This is a genomic window from Pseudomonas sp. MT3 (genome assembly GCF_054720805.1).
Map to the genome: position 1 here is coordinate 34023 of NZ_JBTVPY010000011.1, position 19874 is coordinate 53896.

Below are 19874 nucleotides of genomic sequence, written 5' to 3' on the forward strand. Positions count from 1 at the left end.
GGTGACTGGCCCTGCGGCGCCGGTGTTCACCGGGCTGCAGGGGCGGTCAAGACAACAAGAAACAGGAGATGGATATGTGCGTGCAACCCCTGGACTGCCCATGGACGAGGTGCCTGGCATGATGACGCCGAGCTTCGAACACGAACTGGCCCCCAATGCGGCCAACCATGTGCCGCTGTCGCCGCTGTCGTTCCTCAAGCGCGCTGCGCAGGTCTACCCGCAGCGTGATGCGGTGGTCTATGGCGACCGTCGCTACAGCTACCAGCAGCTGCACCAGCGCAGTTGTGCCCTGGCCAGCGCCCTCGAGCGGGTCGGCGTACAGCCGGGCGAGCGGGTGGCGATCCTGGCGCCGAACATCCCCGAGATGCTGGAGGCGCACTACGGCGTACCCGGCGCCGGAGCGGTCCTGGTGTGCATCAATATCCGCTTGGAGGCACGCAGCATCGCGTTCATCCTGCGTCACTGCGAAGCCAGGGTACTGATCTGCGACCGTGAGTTCGGCGCCGTGATCCACCAGGCGCTGGCGATGCTGGAGACGCCGCCCTTGCTGGTGGGCATCAACGATGCCCAGGCCGAGGGCGGTGACCCGGTAGCTGATCTGGATTACGAGCGTTTCCTGGCCCAGGGCGACGTCAACCGACCGCTGAGCGCACCGCGCAACGAGTGGCAATCCATCGCCATCAACTACACCTCCGGGACCACCGGTGATCCCAAGGGCGTGGTCCTGCACCACCGCGGCGCCTACCTCAATGCCTGCGCTGGTGCCCTGATCTTCCAGCTGGGGCCGCGCAGCGTGTATCTGTGGACCCTGCCGATGTTTCACTGCAACGGCTGGAGCCACACCTGGGCCGTGACCCTGTCGGGTGGCACCCACGTCTGCCTGCGCAAGGTGCAGCCGGAAGCGATTCACGCCGCGATCGCCGTGCATGGCGTGACCCACCTGAGTGCCGCACCGGTGGTGATGTCGATGCTGATCCATGCCAAGCATGCCGGTGCGCCCGGTGGGCCGGTATCGGTCATTACCGGCGGCGCTGCGCCACCCAGCGCAGTGATCGCCGCCATGGAGGCGCTCGGCTTCAGCATCACCCACGCCTACGGCATGACCGAAAGCTACGGCCCCAGCACCCTGTGCCTTTGGCAGCCGGGCGTCGACGAGTTGCCGCTGGAGGACCGGGCCCGGTTCATGAGCCGCCAGGGCGTAGCCCACCCGATGCTGGAGGAAGCCACTGTGCTGGACGCCGACACCGGCCAGCCGGTCCCCGCTGATGGAACCACCCTTGGCGAACTGGTGGTGCGCGGCAACACGGTGATGAAAGGCTACCTGCATAACCCGGAGGCGACCCGCAGCGCCCTGGCCGACGGTTGGCTGCACACGGGTGACCTGGCCGTGCTGCATCCGGACGGTTATGTGGAAATCAAGGACCGGAGCAAGGACATCATCATTTCCGGAGGCGAGAACATCAGCTCGCTGGAAATCGAGGAGGTGCTCTATCAGCACCCCGAGGTGATCGAGGCCGCTGTGGTGGCGCGCCCGGACGCGCGCTGGGGTGAGACCCCCCAGGCCTTCGTCACCCTGTGTGCCGATGCCCGGGCAACGACCACGGGGGACGATCTGATTCGCTGGTGCCGCGAGCGCCTGGCGCATTTCAAGGCTCCACGGCATGTAACGCTGGCAGAGTTGCCCAAGACCGCTACCGGCAAGATCCAGAAGTTCGTCCTGCGCGAGTGGGCTCGGCAACAGGCAGCGGAAAGCGCAGACCGCGCAGGCTGATCGAGCTGCGCTTCTGCGCCTGTCGTCGCTCGGTATGCGGCGACCGATCGGAAGGGTGACGCATGGTCACCCTTCTGGCCAGCCGCCAGGCCGATCGAGTCTGCTGGATCATCCCGAGGAAAGGCTTCACATCACCCGCCAAAATCCATGCACCCATCATTGACCAGAAGTCGTGAGCCGGACCTTCAATAGTGCTACCTGCTGACATAGGGCACGAGTTTCCAGGCGCTGCTGGACAAGACGCGCCAGGCGATGGCTACACGCCTGATCCGTGATGCCTCGGTCAGCCTGACGCAGGTGGCGGACTTGCTGGGATACACCCAGCTCGGTGCGTTCTCCAGGGCATTCAATCGCTGGCATGGCGTCAGCCCGCAACAATGGAAACGCCAATTGCACCAGGCGCCGGCGCTCGATCCGAACGCCACGTGCCCCGCGTCGCCACCGCCATCCGCGGAGGCGTGACCCGCATGGCAACCGTTCGTTTCGTTCGGGCGATCAGCCTTACCGGGTTCCATGCGTTCACTGCGACGCAGGGACTCGATCCCTTGCAGATGCTCAGGCACATCGGCTTGCCGAACCACAGCGTGCAACACGAGGATGGCCTTTTCCCCTACCAGCAATATTGCGCCTTGCTGGAGGCCTGCAGCCTGCATTCGGGGAATGCGCTGTTCGGCCTGCAATATGGGTTGTTCCGGGCACCGGGCGTCTTTGGCGATCTGCTCTACCTGCTGCGCAATACGTGCACGGTCGGGGAGGTGTTGCTGGAGTTACGCAACCACTACGCTCTTTACAACGGTGCCGCCGAGGAGGGGCTGGACCATCAAGGCGGGTGGGTCACCCTCAGCTATCGCGTTCGTCAGTCGAACGTGCCCGGCGTGCGCCAGGCCGAGGAGCTGGCCTGCGCGGTGGGCATTCAATTGATGCGGGCGCTGGTGGGGGAGCACTGGTTGCCCAGCGCCGTGTTGCTGAGGCACTCGGCCAGCACCGACACGGCCCTTTATGCCCAAGCCCTGGGCATGGTGCCAACCTTTGGCGCGCACTCCCTGGCCATGGTGTTCGAGCCGTCGATCCTGGTCCGGCCCAATGCCGCCTCCGACGAGGCGTTGCACCAGGTGGTCGCCAGGAGAATGCAGCGCCTGGAGCCGCTCTCCAGCCACAACCTGTCCGACCAGATCAAGCAGTTGTTACATCAACTGCTGCCCGCTGGGCGGGCTACGGCGGAGAGGGTGGCCAGTGTCATGGCGGTGACGCCGAACGAGTTGCGTCAGCTCATGGAGCACGAAGGCCTGGCTTTCCAGCAGTTGCTGGATGAGGTCCGGCAGTGCATGGCGCAAGCGTATCTTTCCAGGCCTTGGGTCAACATCGGCGAGCTGGCCACGATGCTTGGCTATTCCGATGCCAGCGGATTTTGCCGCGCCTTCCACCGCTGGTTCCACATGAGCCCGTTGAACTGGCAGAAGAGCCGGGGTATCAAGCGCCAGCCGCATTTGCTGGGGCGAGGGCGCACGTGACTGTAGGTGGAGCTGGCCTGCGCAGAGAGCAACCAGCGCCGGGCCTCGCCCATCAATAGTGGCGGAAGATATCGCCTATGCTCGCGACCGGGTGCCCTGTGCGCACGGCCGCGCGATTTTCTACGTAAGGCTTCGGGGTGTTGGTCGTCAGGAGCAGGGCGAGCACCAGGCCTGCCAGTAGAAAAGCAAAAGCACGCATAGGAACCTCCGGACTTATTGTTGTAATTGCCGTCGAGTCTGGTCCCTGGCGCCTGCGGAGACTTGATAAAGCGCGCCATTAAATAGGCCTTTGTGAGGCTGGAGCGGACCTGGAAAGCCCCGTGATGACGGGGCGGGTCAGCGCCGGCTAACGCTCGGGTTTCGAGGGGAGGGCCGCTGCCGCGAATGCCTGGGTGGTGGCCACGATGTCCTGGTCGCCGTAACCCATCGACGTTGCACGCTGAACCACTTGGCATACGGCGTCGAACACCGGCGTCCAGGCACCGGCTGCCTGCATGGCTTGGCCAATCTCTGCGAAGGCACTGGCATGTACGTCGAGCCTTGCCTGGTCACCCGCGAAGTCCTGCTGCTCCAGGCGCCGCACGGCTTCCTCGAGTGCATCGGCGACGAAGAAGCGCGACGTGTCGAGAATCAGCCGGGCCATCTTGGCAACGGGCATGCCAAATGCCTGGCTCGTACCCACGGTTTCGTAGAACGCCACCATCGCGGCGAACGAATGGGCATGCAGCAGGGCGGCGAACGCGTACGTTTCCTCCCAGGGCAGGAACAGGGTATGGCCCGCCAGCACGTGCAGCAGTGCGCGATGCTGCTCGAAGGCTTCCCGTTCGCCGGTATGGATGCAGTAGCTTTCCGCGTGGCCGACGTTGCGCGGGTAGGCCACGATCATGCCCTTGACGTAGTGCCCGCCCGCACGGTTGACGAGCGCCTGAAGCACCATGCTCTCTTCCTGGGACTCGGTGGTGTAATTGACGATCGTGCGGTTGGCCAGTGCAAGGTTCACCTCGGCAGATTGCAGGACCTCGAGTACCGCCGCGTTGTCCAGAAGCACCAGGATGGTGACCGGGCTCGCCGCCAGCGCGGCGTGCGCACTGTCGCAGAGGTGGGCGCCGGCAGCCACGAGCACCTGCGCCTTGTCGGGGGAGCGATTCCAGACCGCTACGCGTTTGCCTTGCTTGAGCAGCACTTGCGCCATGATCGTGCCCATGGCCCCAAGCCCCACGACGGATACGTCAAAGCCTGAACAGGTATCAACGGGGTTATGCATGATTCAACACTCCAGGTTCTTGTTTTTGTTTACAGAAGGTTCTGTGACCGGGCCCAGTCCGTCGCGTCAGCCAGCGCCCGATCAAATGCACTGAAGATCGCTTCGAGGTCGTCTTGCGTGGTGATCAATGGCGGGCAGAAGGCGATCGTGTCGTAGATGGCGCGAATGATCAGCCCGTGCTTGTGTGCCTGTTTGAACAGGTAGCCTCCCAACACACCGGGCTGGGCGAACGGTTGGCCGGTGGCCTTGTTCGCCACTAGCTCGATAGCGCCCACCAGCCCGACACCCCGGACATCGCCTACCAGCGGGTGGTCGGCGAATGCGCGCAGGCGGCGCTGGAATTCAGGGGCCAGGCGCTGGACATGGCCCACCAGGTCGCGCTCTTCGATGATGCGGATGTTTTCCAGTGCGACAGCGGTGGCGACGGGATGGCCCGTACAGGTCAGCCCATGGGCGAAGGCACCCAGGCGCTGGCTCTGGTTGACCAGCACGTCGTGAATGGCGTCGGAAACCACCAGGGCCGCCAGGGGTTGATAGGAGGAGGTGAGCTGTTTGGAGAGCACCAGGATGTCGGGCTGGATGCCGTACAGCTGGGAGCCGAACATCGTGCCGAGCCTGCCGAAGCCGGTGACGATTTCGTCGACCACCACGAGGATGTCGTAGCGTTTGCACACCGCCTGGATCGCCGCCCAATAGCCCTGTGGCGGAGGGATCACGCCGCCCGCCGCGATCACCGGTTCGCCGATGAAGGCAGCGATGGTTTCCGGTCCCTCGGCCAGGATGTAGCGCTCCAGCTCATCTGCTAGGCGCGCCGAAAAGGCCTCTTCCGTTTCTCCGGGCCGGGCAAATCGGTAGGCGTTCGGGCAGGTCAGGTGATGAACCGGGATGGCCGGCAGATCGAAGTCGCGATGAATCGACGGGATGCCGGTCAGGCTGGCGGAGGCCACTGTAGTGCCGTGGTACGCCTGCTGACGGGAGATGAACTTCTTCTTGTGCGGTTTGCCCAGCGCGTTGTTCATGTACCAGACCATCTTCACCATCGAATCGTTGGCCTCGGACCCCGAGTTGGTGAAGAACACATGATTGAGATCGCCGGGCGCCAGCTCGGCCAGTTTGGCGGCGAGCGCCGCCGCCGGTGCGCTGGTCTTGTGGCTGAAGCTGTGATAGTAGGGCAGCTGTTTGAACTGCTCGATGGCGGCGTTGACCAGCCGCTGTTCACTGAAGCCCAGGGCAACGCTCCACAAGCCCGACATGGCTTCGATATAGGCGTTGCCCTGGTCATCGAAGACCCGCACGCCGTCCCCGCCGGTGATCACGAAAGGGCCTGTCTCACGGTGTTGCGCCAGGTTGGTGTAGGGGTGGATCAGCGAAGACAGATCGTTCTGCACGATCGAATTGACGTTGGTCATTGGCGTGATTTCCTGCCACGGACGGATTGTCTGCTGCATGCGATGGGCTGCGTGCGGCCTGTATCGGTACAGGCCGCACGCAGGCTTGTGCCGTTACTGGCTCAGCGCTGCCGCGACCGACTCGCCGAACGCCTTGAGGCCCTGTTCGAGCTGGTCGGTGGGGGTGTTCACCGGTGGCATCAGCTTGATGATTTCGCCGTTCGGGCCGCAGCGGTCGACCAGCACGCCTGCCTGCAGCACACGCTGCTGGGCATCCTTGGCGAAGGCCACTTTGCCGCGGCCGAAGTCGATACCGGCGATCATGCCGCGGCAGCGCGCGGACGCTACGCCTGGAATCTCGGCGTAGCCGGCGACCGCGCGTTCCATGGCCGCGCAGTTGTCGGCGAGCCGCTTCAGGAACGGCTCGTCGCGCCAGTAACCGAGCGCGATCTGGGCCGTCAGGAACGCCAGCTGGTTGCCACGGAAGGTGCCGATGTGGTCGCCGGGTTGCCACACATCCAGTTCAGCGCGAATCAACACGATCGCCATCGGCAGCCCGAAGCCGCCGATCGATTTCGCACAGGTGATCAGGTCCGGCACGATCCCGGAGCGCTCGAAGCCGAAGAAGTCGCCAGTGCGGCCGCAGCCCGCCTGGATCTCATCGCAGATGAGCAGCACGCCGTGATCGGTGGTCCACTTGCGCAGCCGCTGCAACCAGGCGTTGGAGGCCGGGTAGACGCCCGCCTGGATCTGCACGGATTCCACGATCACGGCAGCGGGGATTTCCGAGCCGCTGCCCGGGTCGTTGGCCAGGCGTTCGAGGAAGCCGATGCTGTCGAACGCGCCGTAGGGGCTGTCTTCGTACGGCACGAACACCACGTCGCTGGACAGCCCGGGACCTCGGCGAGTGCGGTTGCCGGTGACGGCCAGCGCGCCGGCCGTCATGCCGTGGTAGGCGCCATAGAACGAGACGACCTTGGTGCGCCCCGTGGCTTTGCGCGCCAGCTTCAGCGCTGCCTCGACGGCATCGGCACCGGTCGGGCCGGTGAACTGAACCTTGTAGTCCCAGCCGCGCGGCTTGAACAGGTCACGCTCGATCGACTCCAGGAACTGGCGCTTGGTGGTGGTGTGCAGGTCGAGGGCGTGGGTCACGCCGTTGGACGACAGGTACGCGATCAGGGCATCGCGCATGCGCGGGTCGTTGTGGCCGTAGTTCAGGGCGCCGGCGCCGGCGAAGAAGTCCAGGTATTCGCGGCCATCCTCGCCGCGGATCGTGCTGCCCTGGGCGGTATCGAATACCAGCGGCAGGTCACGGCAGTACATCCGCACGTTGGACTCGAGCCTCTCGAACGTCTCGATATTGTTCATGCATAACCTCTTGGAGATAGTGGGGAAGCTTTGTCTTGGGGGCCTTCAGTGCTTGAACATCACGTGGCGCACCACCGTGTAGTCTTCGAGGGCATACATGGACAGGTCCTTGCCGTACCCGGACAGCTTCACCCCGCCGTGGGGCATCTCGCTCACCAGCATGAAGTGGGTATTGACCCAGGTGCAGCCGTACTGCAGGCGGGCGGCGAGGCGATGGGCGCGCCCCACATCGGCCGTCCACACCGACGAGGCCAGGCCGTAGTCGGAGGCATTGGCATACGCCAGGGCCTGGGCTTCGTCCTCGAACGACGTAACCGTGACCACCGGGCCGAAGATTTCACGGCACACCACTTCATCCTCCTGCGTGGCGCCGGCCAGGACGGTGGGTTCGAAGAAGAACCCGTTCCCCGTCGCCCGTTTGCCACCGGTGACCACCTCGATATGCGGGAGCTCCCTGGCGCGGTTGACGAAGCCCTCGACGCGTTCCAGGTGCTCCTGGGTGATCAGCGGGCCCATCTCGGTCGACGGATCGTCCTGGAGCCCGCACTTGATGCTGGACACCGCATCGCCGAGCTTGCGAACGAACTCCGGGTAGACCGACTTTTGCACATAGAGGCGGCACGCGGCGGTGCAGTCCTGGCCGGCGTTGTAGAAACCGAAGGCGCGGATGCCTTCGACGGCGGCGTCGATGTCGGCATCGTCGAAGATCAGCACCGGCGCCTTGCCACCCAGCTCCATGTGCATACGTTTAACGCTGTCGGCCGTGCCTTCGATGATCCGGCTGCCGGTGCGCACGGAGCCGGTCAGCGACACCATGCGGACCCGGGCGTGGCTGGTGAGGGGTTCACCCACGGTGGCGCCACGGCCATGGACGATGTTGACCACGCCGGCAGGGAAGATCTCGGCGAGCAGTTCCCCCAGCTTCAGGGTGCTCATCGGGGTGTGCTCGGAGGGCTTCAGGACCACGGTGTTACCGCCGGCCAGTGCCGGGCCGAGCTTCCAGGCCGCCATCAGCAAGGGGTAGTTCCAGGGCGCGATGGACGCGACGACGCCCACAGGGTCGCGACGGATCATCGAGGTGTGCCCCGGCAGGTACTCGCCCGCCGCCGAGCCCTGCAGGCAGCGGACGGCACCGGCAAAGAAGCGGAACACGTCCGACACGGCCGGCAGTTCGTCCTGCAGCACGGCACTGTAGGGCTTGCCACAGTTGTCCGCTTCCAGGCGGGCGAACACCGGTGCCTGTGCATCGATGCTGTCGGCGAGGGTGAGCAGCAGTGCCGCGCGGTCCTTGGGCGGCGTTTGCGACCAGGCGTCGAAGGCCGCATCCGCGCTCTGCACCGCGGCCTGGACCTGGGCACTGCTGGCCTCGGTGGTCTGCACCAGAACGCTGCCCAAAGAGGGGTTGTACACGGCCAGGCTTTCGCCTTCGCCGGCCACGAGGGCGCCATTGATCAGGAGTTTTGTTTGCATGTCGATTCTCGCCATTGAACGGCAAGGCCAGGGGCTTGCCTTGGGGTTGTCGTCAGGGGGTCGATTGGAAAGCGGTCGCTACACCAGCGCGTCAGGTACCGGGTGGCGGAAGAAACTGGTTCGGCAGGCGAGATAAACCGCCCCCAGGGCGAGCCAGCCACAGCCCATGATCAGCGCGTCCTTATCCAGGCTGACCAGCATCCACCCGGCTGTGATCAGGCCGATGAAGGGGAAGAGCACGCCGAGCAGCAGGCCGGCGCCATCCTTGGTGCGTGCATCGAAGGTGAGCCGTAACGCGCACAGGTTGACGGCGGTGAAGGCGAGAAAAGCGCCGAAGTTGACCAGTGACGTCGCGGTGGCGATGGTCAAGCCAAAACCGGCGGTGCCGAAAACGCCGCAGAGCAGGATGTTGAAGGCCGGAGTCTTGAAACGCGGATGCAGGACGCCGAACAGCTTGCGGGGCAGTTGGTTGTCCCGGCCGAGGGCGTAGAGCAGCCGGCCGACGCTGGCCTGGAAGGACATCCCCGCCGCGAAGTGCGCGACGATGATCCCCGCCAGGACCACGGCGAAGAACAGGTCGCCGCCGATCATCCGGGCAATCTCGAAGGCTGCCCCATCCACCTGCTCGAAGGTGGGGGAGGGGTGCGCCAGGTACATGAAGTAAGAGGAGCCGACGTAGATCGTGCCGCCGATCAACGCGACCAGCACGATGGCGCGCGGCAGCGTCCGGCCCGGGTCGCGGGTCTCCTCGCTCAGCGTGGACAGCGCGTCAAAGCCCAGGAACGAGTATGCGGCAATGGCGGCGCCGGCCATGGTGGTGGCGAAGGGCACGTTCGGGTCGAAGAACGGCCTGGCCGACAGCAGCCCGCCGGGACCGTTGGCCACCACGATGTAGTGCACGCACAGGCCGATGAACACGGCGATGATGGCGAGCTGCACCGCCATCAGCAGCAGGTTGAAGCGGTTGGCGACCTGGATGCCGAGGACATTGAGCAAGGAGGTGGAGAGGATGAACCCGGTGATCCACACCCACTGGGGTACCTCTGGAAACGCCATGTTGAGGTAGCTGGCGCCGAGCAGCCAGATCAGCATCGGGATGAAGAAGTAATCGAGCAGGGCGGCCCAACCCACCATGAAGCCGAGATTGGCATTCAGCATCTTGCGGGTATAGGTGTAGGCCGAGCCGGCCACCGGGAAAACCTTCACCAATCGGCCATAGCTGAACGCCGTGAACACCACGCCGGTCGCCGCGACCAGATAGGCCATCGCCGTGGTGTTCCCGCTTGCCTGCGAGATCACGCCGTAGGTGCCGAAGACGATAAGCGGGGCTAGAAATGCCAAGCCGAACAGCAGCACGGAAAACGGGCCCAGGGTGCGTCTCAACGAGGCGCCGGGGTTTGACTGATTCATGACCGGCACCCCTCATGCGACGAAGTGGTAAGCGGTGGTGATGATGTCGTGGTAGGCCTGCACGGACATCGACTTGGCATTGCTGGCGTCCGAGAAGTTCTGCTTGGAGTTCTCCGCCAGGGTCAGGAAGTCTTCCTCGCGCACGCCTCTGACGTCGGCGAAGCAGGGGATCCCCAGGTCCTTGCTCATCTGGAACAGATGGCCGACCGCTGCCTCGGCGGCATCGACCGGCGAAAGCGTGGGATCGATCCCCAGCGCATAGGCCACCTGGGCATGGCGGACGATATCGGCGTCACGGTTGTGGTCGAATACGAAGGGCAGGAAGATCGCATTGCCCACGCCGTGCGGCGTGTCGTACATGCCGCCGATCGCTTCGGAAATGCAGTGCACGCTGCCGACGTCCGCGTTACCGAATGCCATGCCGGCGATCAGGCTCGCCACCAGCATCTGCTCCCGGGCTTCCCGGTTGTCCGGCTCTTGCACGGCGGATTTGAGGTGCTGGCTGATCAGGCGGATGGCATGCAGCGCCAGGCCGTCGCTGATCGGGTTCGAGACACGGCAGGTGTAGGCCTCGATCGCGTGGGTAAGAGCATCCATGCCGGTCGCGGCGGCAATTGACGCGGGCAGTGTGTCGAGGATACGGGAGTCAAGCAGAGCCAGTACCGGTCCGACCCGGTAATCATGGACGCTCATCTTGAAATGACGGGCAGTGTCGGTGATCACCGAAAAGCAGGTCACCTCGCTGCCGGTGCCCGCCGTGGTCGGAATGGCGACGATAGGTGGTATGGCACGCGAGAGCGTGAATGATCCTTCGTAGTCTTCGATGCGGCCGTCATGAGTGAGCAGCACGCTGATGGCCTTGGCTGCATCCATCGCGCTGCCGCCGCCCACGGCCAGCAGGCCGTCGATGCCTGTGCCCCGGTACCGCTGCGCCGTCTGGTTGATGTCTTCGCTGCGAGGGTTGGCCTTGATATCCGCCACTTCCTCGAAGGCGATGCCTGCCTTCTCCAGGCTGGTGTAGACGCTGTCCAGCAGGCCAGCTGCCTTCACCCCGGGATCGGTCACGATCAGGATGCGGCTCAGGCCAAGTGCCAGGAGATGTTCACCGGTGCGCTGGCGCAGCCCGGGCTCCATGACGACTTTGCTGGGGAGTAAGAACTTGAATTCCATACATACCTCTTGCTTGATTGTTGTGATTGTCGAAAGGGCAGTGGAGGAGCACCCGCGCGAGTTCGTCTTGACGGCTGGGGCGCTTGGAATACGGCTTGACGGTTTCAACAAGCCCGAATCTTGTTGTTCTGTGTCCTGCAAAGGTGCTGCGAGAAGCCTCCGGTTGAATAAAAAAAGGGGCGGCAAGCTGCACGCCCCTAAAGGAAATTGGTATTAGCGCAGGTGCCCCGACAGCAGCGACAGCAACGTGCCTGACAGGCAGCCCGGGAGGTCATGGCCCATCCCGGGCAGCAGCACCAGGTTCGCGCCGGGTATCGCCGCAGCGGTGGCGAAGCCTCCGTTGGTGGCGACCATGAGGTCCTTGTCCCCATGAATGACCAGCGTGCGGCAACGGATGCGCTGGAGTTCCTGGGTGCGGTCACCCGAGTTGATGATTGCGCCGATCTGCCTGGCCGTGCCCAGGTTGCTCGCTTCGCCGCCACCTCGCTCCCAGGCTTGCGTGGCGTAGTCGCGCATCCCCTGCTCGTCCCACTCGAGCGTCGAGCCGATCACACGCATGATGTCCAGGTAGTCTCGAACGCTTTCCTGCTGATTGCGCGGAGGGCGGCGCAGGAGTTTTAGGATGGCCTTGAGCGCGGGCTGGCCTACGCGCAGTGAACCGGTCGTGGAGAAGATGGATGTGAGGGTCCTGATGCGCTTGGGGTAACGCGCTGCGAGCGTCTGGGCGATCATGCCGCCCATCGACATGCCCACGGCATGCGCCGCCTCCAGCCTCAGGCCATCCATGAGGGCAATTACGTCGTCGGCCATGTCCCCCAGGTCATAGCCCGGGGTCCGCTTGCGGAAGAACTGCTGCATGACCGAGGGCGGTGTCACTTCGGTAAAGAAGGATCTGCCCGAATCCCGGTTGTCCAGGGTGATGACGCGCAATCCCCGCTCGACCAATCCGGCTATGAGCGAGTGCGGCCAGTAGGTCAACTGCAGCCCCAGGCCGACGATGAGCAGCACCGCTGGTGCGTCTTCGTGGCCGTGGCTGCGATAGCAGATCCTGCGCTCGCCAGGCAGTTCGCAGAAGTGATCGGAACTCATCCGCGGCTACCTCGTTGCAGCTCAACCTTTGCGCGCAACGGCGCTTTGGGTACGGAGGTGAACGCGAGGCACTCGTCAGCCACTGTGCCGCGGCGCAGGAGTTTGACGTCGCGGAAGTAGTCCATCGACATCACCCAAGGCTCGCTCGGCCCCTGGCGCGGCATGCTGTCCAGTGCGCGTTGCACGTAGCCTGCTCCGAAATCCAGCAGCGGGCGGGTCTCGATCCCGTCCGGGGCCGTGGGTTCGCAGACGTCGTAGCCGTGGCTGTCCATGAAGCCCAGCAAACGACAGAAGTGGTCGCACAGCAGGCACACCTTCAAGGTCCAGGAGGAGTTGGTGTAGCCCACGGCGAAGGCGAAGTTGGGTACGCCGGAAAGCATGGTGCCCTTGTAGGCGAGGGTTTCGCTCAGCACGACGGGCTTGTCGTCCTTGTACAGGCTGATGCCCCCGAACATCTGCATGTTCAGCCCTGTGGCGGTGATCACGATGTCGGCTTCCAGCGTCTTGCCGGACTTCAGCAACAGGCCGGACTCAGTGAAGCGCTCGATATGGTCGGTGACGATGTCGGCCTTGCCCGCGCTGATCGCCTTGAACAGATCGCCTTCGGGAACCGTACACAAACGCTGGTCCCAGGGGTTGTAGGGCGGATTGAAATGGACGTCGACCGGGTAGTCTTTCGGCAGCTCCTTGCGGGTCAGCCACAGGAGCAGCTTGCGGGAAAGCTTGGGGAAGCGCTGACAGAAGGCCCAGAAGGCCAGGGTGATCCTGGCATTCTTGTAGCGCGTCAGGGAGTAGGCGGCTTGCTCGGGCAGGACCCTGCGGAAAAACGCCGCGACCGCATCATTGGCGGGCTGGTTGATGATGTAGGAAGGCGTGCGCTGCAGCATGGTGATGCTGGAGACCTTGTCCGCCATGGCCGGGATCAGGGTCACGGCCGTCGCGCCGCTGCCGATGACGACGACACGCTTGCCCGCGTAGTCCAGGTTTTCCGGCCAGTGTTGCGGATGGACGATCAGTCCCTTGAACCGTTCAGTTCCCTCGAAGCGGGGGCTGAACCCCTGGTCGTACCGGTAGTATCCGCCCGCGCTGAACAGCCAGCGGCATTCGATAGTGCGGAGCTGCGCCGTGTGGCCATCGTCTACCAGCACCGCCCACAGGCCTTTGTCCGTTTGCCAATTCGCCGAGATGACCGTCTGCTTGTATTGGATGAGGGACTCCAGTTCATACTCGTCGATGGCCTCGCGCAGGTACTCGAGAATGTCTGCGGCGTCCGCCAGGGACTTCGCCTTGGTCCAGGGCTTGAAATCAAAGCCGAAGGTGTACAGATCGGAGTCGGAGCGAATGCCGGGATAGCGGAACAGGTCCCAGGTGCCGCCCATTCGCTCACGGGACTCGAGAATCGCGAAGGTCTTGTTGGGCTGATGGCGTCGCAGATAGGCGGCCGCACCGATGCCAGACACACCGGCTCCCATGATCAGAATATCGAGTGGCTCAACCGGAAGAGCAGTGTGCGAGGACATATGGCCTCCTATTGTTGTGTTATAGAGACTGATCTTTTGACTTGATCGTTTGATCATGATGAGACGGCCGATTGGCCGGGACAAGATGCAAAATGCACAGCGAAATTATTTTTTTGGGGCGATTTGAACAGTTCAGTCGTGAAGGCGCCGAATCGACCTGCTATCGCTGGCGTCGTGATCAAGGGGAGGGGCTAGGGGGCTATCTGGCTGTGTGGCTTGGGAGGGGGGAACTAGCGCCAGACGCTTTCAGGACTTCGGGTCGTCATGGTAGTGGTCGGTGCGTCAAGATGCGCCAGTCAGCTTGTCTGTAGTCCAGATAGATCCCCGGATTGCCGTGTCACACGGAAGCACGGCGCATCCGGATGGCGTCTCAGTAGCTGGCCACTAGCAGCTCCACCGCCTTGCAGGCGGTCTCGGTCTCGGTCTTGATGCGCTCGGGGTCGCAGTGGGCCGTCCATGAAAGCAGCAAGCCATCGAAGAGGTTGATGAGCAGCCGGCTGACGGTGGTCAGTGCAGTTTGATCCAGCGCATCGGCCGTGGCTTTCTGTATGGCCTGCTGGGTCGCCTCGATGGAAACGGCGTAGATCTTCGCTGCCATTTCCGGGTCGTTACGCAGGTTCCAGAAGAAGAGTTCGAACTGTGTGATGGCCCGTTCGGGGTGCGCGATGAACCACTTGACCAGTTGGCGCAGCATTTCCCCTACCGATTCCGCGGGGGTGGCGCCTGCCGGAGCTTGTCCCAAGGACTGCTGCGGCAAGTTGATCAAGGATTCGTAGACCGCATAGAACAAGTCCTCCTTGGTGTGAAAGACGTAATGCAGCGAGGCCAGCGGCGAATCCGCCGCCGCCGCGATGCGTCGCGTCGTGGCATTGGCGATGCCGTGTTCCGCGATCACCTTGATGGTCGCTTCAATAAAATCCTGTCTGCGCTCTTCTGCGCCTATCCGAGCCATTCAGCGTTCTCCTCTTTCGGCGTTGCCGCCAGCCGCCGGGGCCGGCGGTGACGAATGCTATCCTCGAGTGGGAAAAATCAAAAGACTTGATCACATGACCATGCTTGATGATTATGACGGCGCCGAGCGGGTAATGCCAAACTGCGGTCGCGGGAGAAAAGGGCGCTGTGGTGGCTGGCATCCGGCAGGCCGAGCCGGTTGGCCAGGCTTCCTGGACAGAACAATGACAAAACAAGACAGGTACCACCTGGTCGACAACCGTTATCTCTTTGACATGACCACGATCGGCGCGGGCAAGAGCGACATCCGCTAGCTCACCGAAGACAGCGGCAACCCTCGACTGAAACGCGACTTCTTCACCTCCGACAACCTGCGAGCTATCAGCGAGCGCTAAAAGATGTCAGTCCGAGAGCCAGCATGAAAAGAACAATTACGAAAGCGTCAGGCCTTGCCATTGTGTGCGCAACTCCATTGGCTATGGGGTTCACCTTCGAAACCGAAACCCTTCACGGTTCGTTCGACTCCACGATCGCCGATCGCCGCTGGCATGGGCCTGCGTACGGAGTCGCGCGGTTTCAATCTCATCAACCAGGGCCCGACCGGGTACAATGTACCCTCCGGCTGCCTGGCGCAAAGCTCAGGTGTGGCTGATCAGGGTGACCTGAACTACGCCCGCGGCGACCTCTTCCCCAACTACCTCAAGGGCACTCAAGGGCTGTTGCTGAAGATGCCGGAAGACGTAACCGCCATGGCGCGGGGCAGCTGGATTCGCGACTTCGTCACTGATATTACGGGTACCTTGTCGTTCAACACGCCTGAAAGTGTCGGCAGCAATGGGCTCAGCGACGACGCCTGCGACGACCTTGCACTCAAGGCTCGCCTGCTGGATCTCTGGGTGAGCAAGGGCTTTGACCTGGGTGGACAGCAGGTACGGGCACGCTTGGGCAATCAGGTGGCAAGAGCTTCCGCAGATTGCTGACACAACGCGAGGGCTCCGTTACCTCCGTAGCGGTAGATGGTTGTCGAGTCGTCGTGACAGTGGGCACAGCTTCCAGGAAAAGCAGCCGGCAGACGGTCTTTCGCTGACAGCGGCATTGTTCGACACTGAAGGTGCCCCTGTACTGTTTTCACGTCTCGGGGTTGTTGCCTATCAGGAGTGAAGTGTTCACCGGCTGGTTGCCGAAAGGCCAGGCATCGCAATCCGATGCCTAGCCTCTTTCCTTGCGTTGGAGGCGTCTAGAGCTGTAGATAATCCGCCAGGTCCGCGTAGTTGTGCTGCCACAGGCCGGGGCTGCCATTGGGGTACTGAGAGCGGAAACCGAGAATCTTCTGCACTCGGGGGGACAAGGTCCTTACGACCTCAAGAGGCACGATCAGCGGATAGGCTTCTTCAGGCGTGATGATCGAGGCCTGCATCGGGATCGTCAGGCCGCGACGGTAGTAGTCGGTTGTTACGTTGGCTCCGCCGCCATGAACGACCTTCCCACCGAACAGTACGGCATCCCCGGCGTTCAATAGGGCGGGGATCGTCATCTCCGGCGTTCCCACTTCTTCGAAGTCATCCCAGTCCTGGCTCCCTGGAATCAAGCGGGTCGCGCCGTTTTCCTCGGTGAAGTCCGTGAGTGCCAGCATCAGGTTGGTGATGGCGCGTGGTGCATGCTTGTTCATGGCAACGAACGGTTGGTACTGCGCCATGTCCCGATGCAGCATTTGGGCTTTGTTGCCGGGGCCGATCTCGATCAGTTGAGCCGTGGTCAGCCACCAGTCACCGCACTCCGGCTCATAGAGCACGCGTCCCAGTTCGTGAAAGAGGTCGTCATCCAGGACTTCCTCACGAAAGGTCTTGCTGTGGGTAACGAGGTTGGTGAGCCTCTTGGTTTGATGACCATGAAACTCGGCAACCAATGCGTGTTCGTGCTTGGAGCCTGCATCGAGCGCGGCAAGCGGTGCTTCGAGTTCGTCGTTGATCCGCCTGACTTGTTCAGGGGTCAGGAAGTTACGGATGATGACCGCACCCGCCTGGTCGCTCAGCAGCGCAATTTCTTCTGCTGAATTCGATCGAGTTACGAAGGGTAGACCTGGCAAGGAATCGCGAGAGGCTAGCATTGAAAACACTCCAGATAGAGAGGAACGGATGCGCAGGCGGATGGTTGCCCGACCTCCGGGCGTCAATAACGGACCTGCTTGCCACTGCGCTAAACCCAAAAAAGGGACATGGAGCGTCACGGTGCTTCCTTGTGTTTTTTGCTCAGGCAGTGAGGTCATGCTAGGTTTCACCCTGCCTGTCGCCAAGGTACAAACTGCACCTTTCTCCTCGGTATTTTTGAGTGATTTGTACTGCCCATGACCAGCACTCCGTCCCCCTGGCCACGCCCCTCTGAAACCGTTCGTGAGCTCATGCGTAAAGGCGCCGAGATCGCTCAGACGCTGCCGCCCGAGTGGATCGAGCGCCTGAACCAGTCGCTTTTCTCGTCACCAGAAGATGCAGAGCTGTTGGAGGACCCGGTCATCCTCGCGGCGTGTCGGCGCGCCAATCGCGCAGAGTTGCTGCATTGGGCGCATTCCAACCTGCAGCGTCCAGGGGAACCGGTGGAACCTTACGTGGCAGCCGACATGGTGGACACTGCCAAGGAGCTTGCCCGTAGAGGGCTGTCCGAGTTGTTGATGAATGTCGCTAGGTCTACCCAGAACACCGCGTGGGAGTTGTGGATGAAGATGGCATTCAGTCTGACGCAGGACCCAGTGGTGCTCGAGGAGTTCCTGGAGGTCTCGTCGCGCTCCATCTCGGAGTTCATCGACGGCAACATGCGGGTTGTGACCCAGATTATCCTGGAAGAAAAGAACGCCCAGCCCCATGACGACCCTATCGATAAGCGGCCGCTGGTCAGTCGCCTGCTCACTGGCCGAGATGTAGACACCGAACAGTTCGGCAGGCGACTCGGTTACAGCCTTTTCCAGAAGCACCACGCTTGCCTCATCTGGAGCGAAATCGCCGATGCAGATATCCAACCTCTGGAGGGTATGGCACGCGCTTTGGCACAGCTTACCGGCACGGCAGCGCCGCTGATCGTGTTCGCAGGCCCGGCAACGCTATGGGTCTGGATGAGTGCGGCAAAGCCGCTGGACCTGAACGCGCTGCAAGGTGTCGCTCAACAGTTTCCAAAAGCACGCGCGGCAATCGGCTCCCAGGCAATGGGGGTGAATGGCTTCCGTCGCTCACACCTGGAGGCCCTAACCACCCAGCGCTTGATGGGGCGCCTGGCGGGTGCTCCCTCCGTCGCCACGGTCGATCAAGTCAGGATGGTTTCGCTGATGACCCAGGACCTGCGCGCCGCCAGGCAATTCGTCTTGAGCACGCTGGGGCGGTTGGCCACGGAACCCAGGGGCCTCCAGCATTCGTTGCACGCCTTCCTGGCCAATGGCTGCAACATCACTCAGACCGCTGAAGTACTTGGCACACATCGCAACACCTTGCTGCGTCGGTTGGAGCGCGCTCAGGACCTGCTGCCTGTGCCGCTTGCTGATCACCGTATTCAGATCGCTGCGGCCCTTGAGCTAGTGATCTGGAGCACGCCACTGGTCGACGATGAGAAATGAGACTATCGCAAAGGAGATTTTTTGTTCTGGCTTTGAACTTTAAGCCTCGCAGGGTTCTACCCCATTTTCACGGACGGTTTGAAAAGGGCTGAAAACTTCAAATCTTGCCGGGCGACTCTACGACGCATCCGTGGGTTATGGAACCGCTCGATGTAGTCGAAGAGATCCGCCCGTGCCTCATCGCGAGTTCGGTACGATTGCCGGACAACACGCTCTCGTTTCAGTTGGCCGAAGAATCCCTCACAGGCCGCGTTATCGCCACAATGTCCCACTGCACTCATGCTGCAAATCAGCGTATTGCGACTCAGAAAGCGCTGGTAGTCCGCACTGGTAAATTGGCTGCCGCGATCCGAATGCAGGATCACTGACCAATCACCTTGGCGCTGCCAGATCGCCATCTCCACGGCTCGGATCACCATCTGCCTATCCTGGCGGTGATGCATCGACCAGCCAATCACCAGCTTGCTGTATAGGTCGAGCACCACGCACAAAAACAGCTTGCCCTCCAGAGTGGCAATTTCCGTGATGTCCGTGACCCACTTGCGCTCCGGCTCCAGGGCGGTGAAGTCGCGCTCCAGCAGGTTTCTCACGCCTGCCGGACGACCAGAAGCCACTTGACCCAAGCCACGCCTCTTCCGGCGAGGCCAACCTTGAATGCGTTCTGCCGCCATCAGGCGGGCGACGCGATTCAGACTGATGGTTTCGCCTTCATCGCATAGGTCTTCGTGCATACGCGGCGCTCCGATCACGCCACGGCTGTCTTCATGGATCTCGCGAATGCGCTTCACCAAGCGCGCATTCTCTTGAGCACGTGGGCTTGGCTCGCGATCCTGCCAGGCGTAATAGCCACTGGCAGAAACCTTCAGGCAACGGCACATCAGTCGTACCGGGTACTCGTTGCGGCAGCGCTGGATCACCGTGTACCGCTCGATGACTCCTTGGCAAAGTACGCTGCCGCGTTTCTTAAAAAATCACGCTCCTTGGTCACTCGGGCCAGCTCACGCTTGAGGCGGGCAAGCTCTTCGTCTCGCGGGCTACCCGTGCCAGGAAAGGCCTTTTCTGCACCAGGCTGCGCTTCTCGAACCCAACGGTTTAACAGACTCGGGGCCACCCCGATCTCTTGTGCGATTTGGCGGCAACTGGTTTCTGAGCAACGGGCCAGCTCGACGGCCTCCCGCTTGAACTCGGGGCTGTATTTCTTGCGCTTGGACATGAACACTCCTTCAGCTCGGCGTGAGCTTACTCGAAAGTGTCCGTGCTAACGGGGTAGAACCCCTGGCCGGGTACCTTGCCCTTGAAGAGAACTCTGACACCGATGTGGTTCTGGTTCGAATCCGGGATGAGCTACGGGAGATAGGTCGTTA

General features: G+C 62.5%; 15 protein-coding genes and 3 pseudogenes. 6 read left to right on the top strand and 12 right to left on the bottom strand.

Annotated elements, in window-relative coordinates; translation table 11 throughout:
* Nucleotides 1-100 precede the first annotated feature (100 nt).
* The 3 genes and pseudogenes from ACYCAX_RS13060 to ACYCAX_RS13070 all read left to right on the top strand — a co-directional run bounded on the left by ACYCAX_RS13060 (nt 101) and on the right by ACYCAX_RS13070 (nt 3282).
* Complete coding sequence (locus ACYCAX_RS13060) at nt 101-1771, top strand: acyl-CoA synthetase (protein WP_460248195.1); 1671 nt, start codon at nt 101-103, stop codon at nt 1769-1771.
* A gap of 222 nt (nt 1772-1993) precedes the next feature.
* Nucleotides 1994-2233 (top strand): annotated as a pseudogene (locus ACYCAX_RS13065) (helix-turn-helix domain-containing protein); the annotation flags it as partial.
* A gap of 5 nt (nt 2234-2238) precedes the next feature.
* The gene (locus ACYCAX_RS13070; RefSeq protein ID WP_460248196.1) at nt 2239-3282 is read left to right on the top strand and encodes an AraC family transcriptional regulator; all 1044 of its coding nucleotides are present in this window, start codon (nt 2239-2241) and stop codon (nt 3280-3282) included.
* A gap of 52 nt (nt 3283-3334) precedes the next feature.
* Here the strand turns inward: ACYCAX_RS13070 and ACYCAX_RS13075 are convergent, their stop codons facing one another.
* The 10 genes from ACYCAX_RS13075 to ACYCAX_RS13120 all read right to left on the bottom strand — a co-directional run bounded on the left by ACYCAX_RS13075 (nt 3335) and on the right by ACYCAX_RS13120 (nt 14913).
* The gene (locus ACYCAX_RS13075) at nt 3335-3481 is read right to left on the bottom strand and encodes a hypothetical protein (RefSeq protein ID WP_460248197.1); all 147 of its coding nucleotides are present in this window, start codon (nt 3479-3481) and stop codon (nt 3335-3337) included.
* Between the two features lie 147 nt (nt 3482-3628).
* Nucleotides 3629-4546 carry an NAD(P)-dependent oxidoreductase gene (locus tag ACYCAX_RS13080; protein WP_460248198.1) on the bottom strand — a complete coding sequence of 306 codons (918 nt, stop codon included), beginning with the start codon at nt 4544-4546 and terminating at the stop codon, nt 3629-3631.
* 29 nt (nt 4547-4575) lie between these two features.
* The gene (locus ACYCAX_RS13085) at nt 4576-5994 is read right to left on the bottom strand and encodes an aspartate aminotransferase family protein (RefSeq protein ID WP_460248199.1); all 1419 of its coding nucleotides are present in this window, start codon (nt 5992-5994) and stop codon (nt 4576-4578) included.
* Nucleotides 5995-6048: 54 nt separating this feature from the next.
* Nucleotides 6049-7302, bottom strand: coding sequence for a diaminobutyrate--2-oxoglutarate transaminase (locus ACYCAX_RS13090; RefSeq protein ID WP_460248200.1), 1254 nt, complete (start codon nt 7300-7302; stop codon nt 6049-6051).
* Nucleotides 7303-7347: 45 nt separating this feature from the next.
* Nucleotides 7348-8772 carry a gamma-aminobutyraldehyde dehydrogenase gene (locus ACYCAX_RS13095; RefSeq protein WP_460248201.1) on the bottom strand — a complete coding sequence of 475 codons (1425 nt, stop codon included), beginning with the start codon at nt 8770-8772 and terminating at the stop codon, nt 7348-7350.
* Between the two features lie 78 nt (nt 8773-8850).
* Complete coding sequence (locus ACYCAX_RS13100; RefSeq protein ID WP_460248202.1) at nt 8851-10182, bottom strand: APC family permease; 1332 nt, start codon at nt 10180-10182, stop codon at nt 8851-8853.
* 12 nt (nt 10183-10194) lie between these two features.
* Nucleotides 10195-11352, bottom strand: a complete 1158-nt coding sequence (locus tag ACYCAX_RS13105) for an iron-containing alcohol dehydrogenase (RefSeq protein WP_460248203.1) — start codon at nt 11350-11352, stop codon at nt 10195-10197.
* Between the two features lie 213 nt (nt 11353-11565).
* Nucleotides 11566-12441 (bottom strand): alpha/beta fold hydrolase, encoded by an 876-nt coding sequence (locus ACYCAX_RS13110; protein ID WP_460248204.1) that lies wholly within the window; start codon nt 12439-12441, stop codon nt 11566-11568.
* Nucleotides 12438-13961 (bottom strand): flavin-containing monooxygenase, encoded by a 1524-nt coding sequence (locus ACYCAX_RS13115; RefSeq protein ID WP_460248205.1) that lies wholly within the window; start codon nt 13959-13961, stop codon nt 12438-12440. The genes ACYCAX_RS13110 and ACYCAX_RS13115 overlap by 4 nt, the downstream gene beginning before the upstream one ends.
* A 370-nt stretch (nt 13962-14331) precedes the next feature.
* Nucleotides 14332-14913: a TetR/AcrR family transcriptional regulator gene (locus ACYCAX_RS13120; RefSeq protein WP_460248206.1), complete on the bottom strand. Its 582-nt coding sequence runs from the start codon at nt 14911-14913 to the stop codon at nt 14332-14334.
* Between the two features lie 232 nt (nt 14914-15145).
* Between ACYCAX_RS13120 and ACYCAX_RS13125 the strand changes: the two are divergent.
* Nucleotides 15146-15307, top strand: a pseudogene (locus tag ACYCAX_RS13125) (DUF1329 domain-containing protein); the annotation flags it as partial.
* An 83-nt stretch (nt 15308-15390) separates the two neighbouring features.
* Nucleotides 15391-15868: pseudogene (locus ACYCAX_RS13130) on the top strand (DUF1302 domain-containing protein); the annotation flags it as partial.
* A gap of 281 nt (nt 15869-16149) precedes the next feature.
* On the opposite strand, the gene ACYCAX_RS13135 reads toward ACYCAX_RS13130, so the two are convergent.
* Nucleotides 16150-17019, bottom strand: a complete 870-nt coding sequence (locus ACYCAX_RS13135) for a phytanoyl-CoA dioxygenase family protein (RefSeq protein WP_081519986.1) — start codon at nt 17017-17019, stop codon at nt 16150-16152.
* Between the two features lie 291 nt (nt 17020-17310).
* On the opposite strand from ACYCAX_RS13135, the gene ACYCAX_RS13140 reads away from it, so the two are divergent.
* The gene (locus ACYCAX_RS13140; protein ID WP_460248207.1) at nt 17311-18510 is read left to right on the top strand and encodes a PucR family transcriptional regulator; all 1200 of its coding nucleotides are present in this window, start codon (nt 17311-17313) and stop codon (nt 18508-18510) included.
* Nucleotides 18511-18566: 56 nt separating this feature from the next.
* Here the strand turns inward: ACYCAX_RS13140 and ACYCAX_RS13145 are convergent.
* A protein-coding gene (locus ACYCAX_RS13145) for an IS3 family transposase (RefSeq protein ID WP_460248208.1) occupies nt 18567-19723 on the bottom strand; the annotation gives its coding sequence in 2 pieces (ribosomal slippage) (nt 18567-19474 and nt 19474-19723; 1158 coding nt in all).
* Nucleotides 19724-19874 lie beyond the last annotated feature (151 nt).

Coding starts and splice junctions, on each gene's coding strand:
- ACYCAX_RS13080 (WP_460248198.1), bottom strand. CDS start 4,546: ATGCATAACCCCGTTGATACCTGTTCAGGCTTTGACGTATCCGTCGTG.
- ACYCAX_RS13085 (WP_460248199.1), bottom strand. CDS start 5,994: ATGCAGCAGACAATCCGTCCGTGGCAGGAAATCACGCCAATGACCAAC.
- ACYCAX_RS13110 (WP_460248204.1), bottom strand. CDS start 12,441: ATGAGTTCCGATCACTTCTGCGAACTGCCTGGCGAGCGCAGGATCTGC.
- ACYCAX_RS13105 (WP_460248203.1), bottom strand. CDS start 11,352: ATGGAATTCAAGTTCTTACTCCCCAGCAAAGTCGTCATGGAGCCCGGG.
- ACYCAX_RS13135 (WP_081519986.1), bottom strand. CDS start 17,019: ATGCTAGCCTCTCGCGATTCCTTGCCAGGTCTACCCTTCGTAACTCGA.
- ACYCAX_RS13140 (WP_460248207.1), top strand. CDS start 17,311: ATGCGTAAAGGCGCCGAGATCGCTCAGACGCTGCCGCCCGAGTGGATC.
- ACYCAX_RS13090 (WP_460248200.1), bottom strand. CDS start 7,302: ATGAACAATATCGAGACGTTCGAGAGGCTCGAGTCCAACGTGCGGATG.
- ACYCAX_RS13060 (WP_460248195.1), top strand. CDS start 101: ATGGACGAGGTGCCTGGCATGATGACGCCGAGCTTCGAACACGAACTG.
- ACYCAX_RS13115 (WP_460248205.1), bottom strand. CDS start 13,961: ATGTCCTCGCACACTGCTCTTCCGGTTGAGCCACTCGATATTCTGATC.
- ACYCAX_RS13095 (WP_460248201.1), bottom strand. CDS start 8,772: ATGCAAACAAAACTCCTGATCAATGGCGCCCTCGTGGCCGGCGAAGGC.
- ACYCAX_RS13070 (WP_460248196.1), top strand. CDS start 2,239: ATGGCAACCGTTCGTTTCGTTCGGGCGATCAGCCTTACCGGGTTCCAT.
- ACYCAX_RS13100 (WP_460248202.1), bottom strand. CDS start 10,182: ATGAATCAGTCAAACCCCGGCGCCTCGTTGAGACGCACCCTGGGCCCG.
- ACYCAX_RS13120 (WP_460248206.1), bottom strand. CDS start 14,913: ATGGCTCGGATAGGCGCAGAAGAGCGCAGACAGGATTTTATTGAAGCG.
- ACYCAX_RS13075 (WP_460248197.1), bottom strand. CDS start 3,481: ATGCGTGCTTTTGCTTTTCTACTGGCAGGCCTGGTGCTCGCCCTGCTC.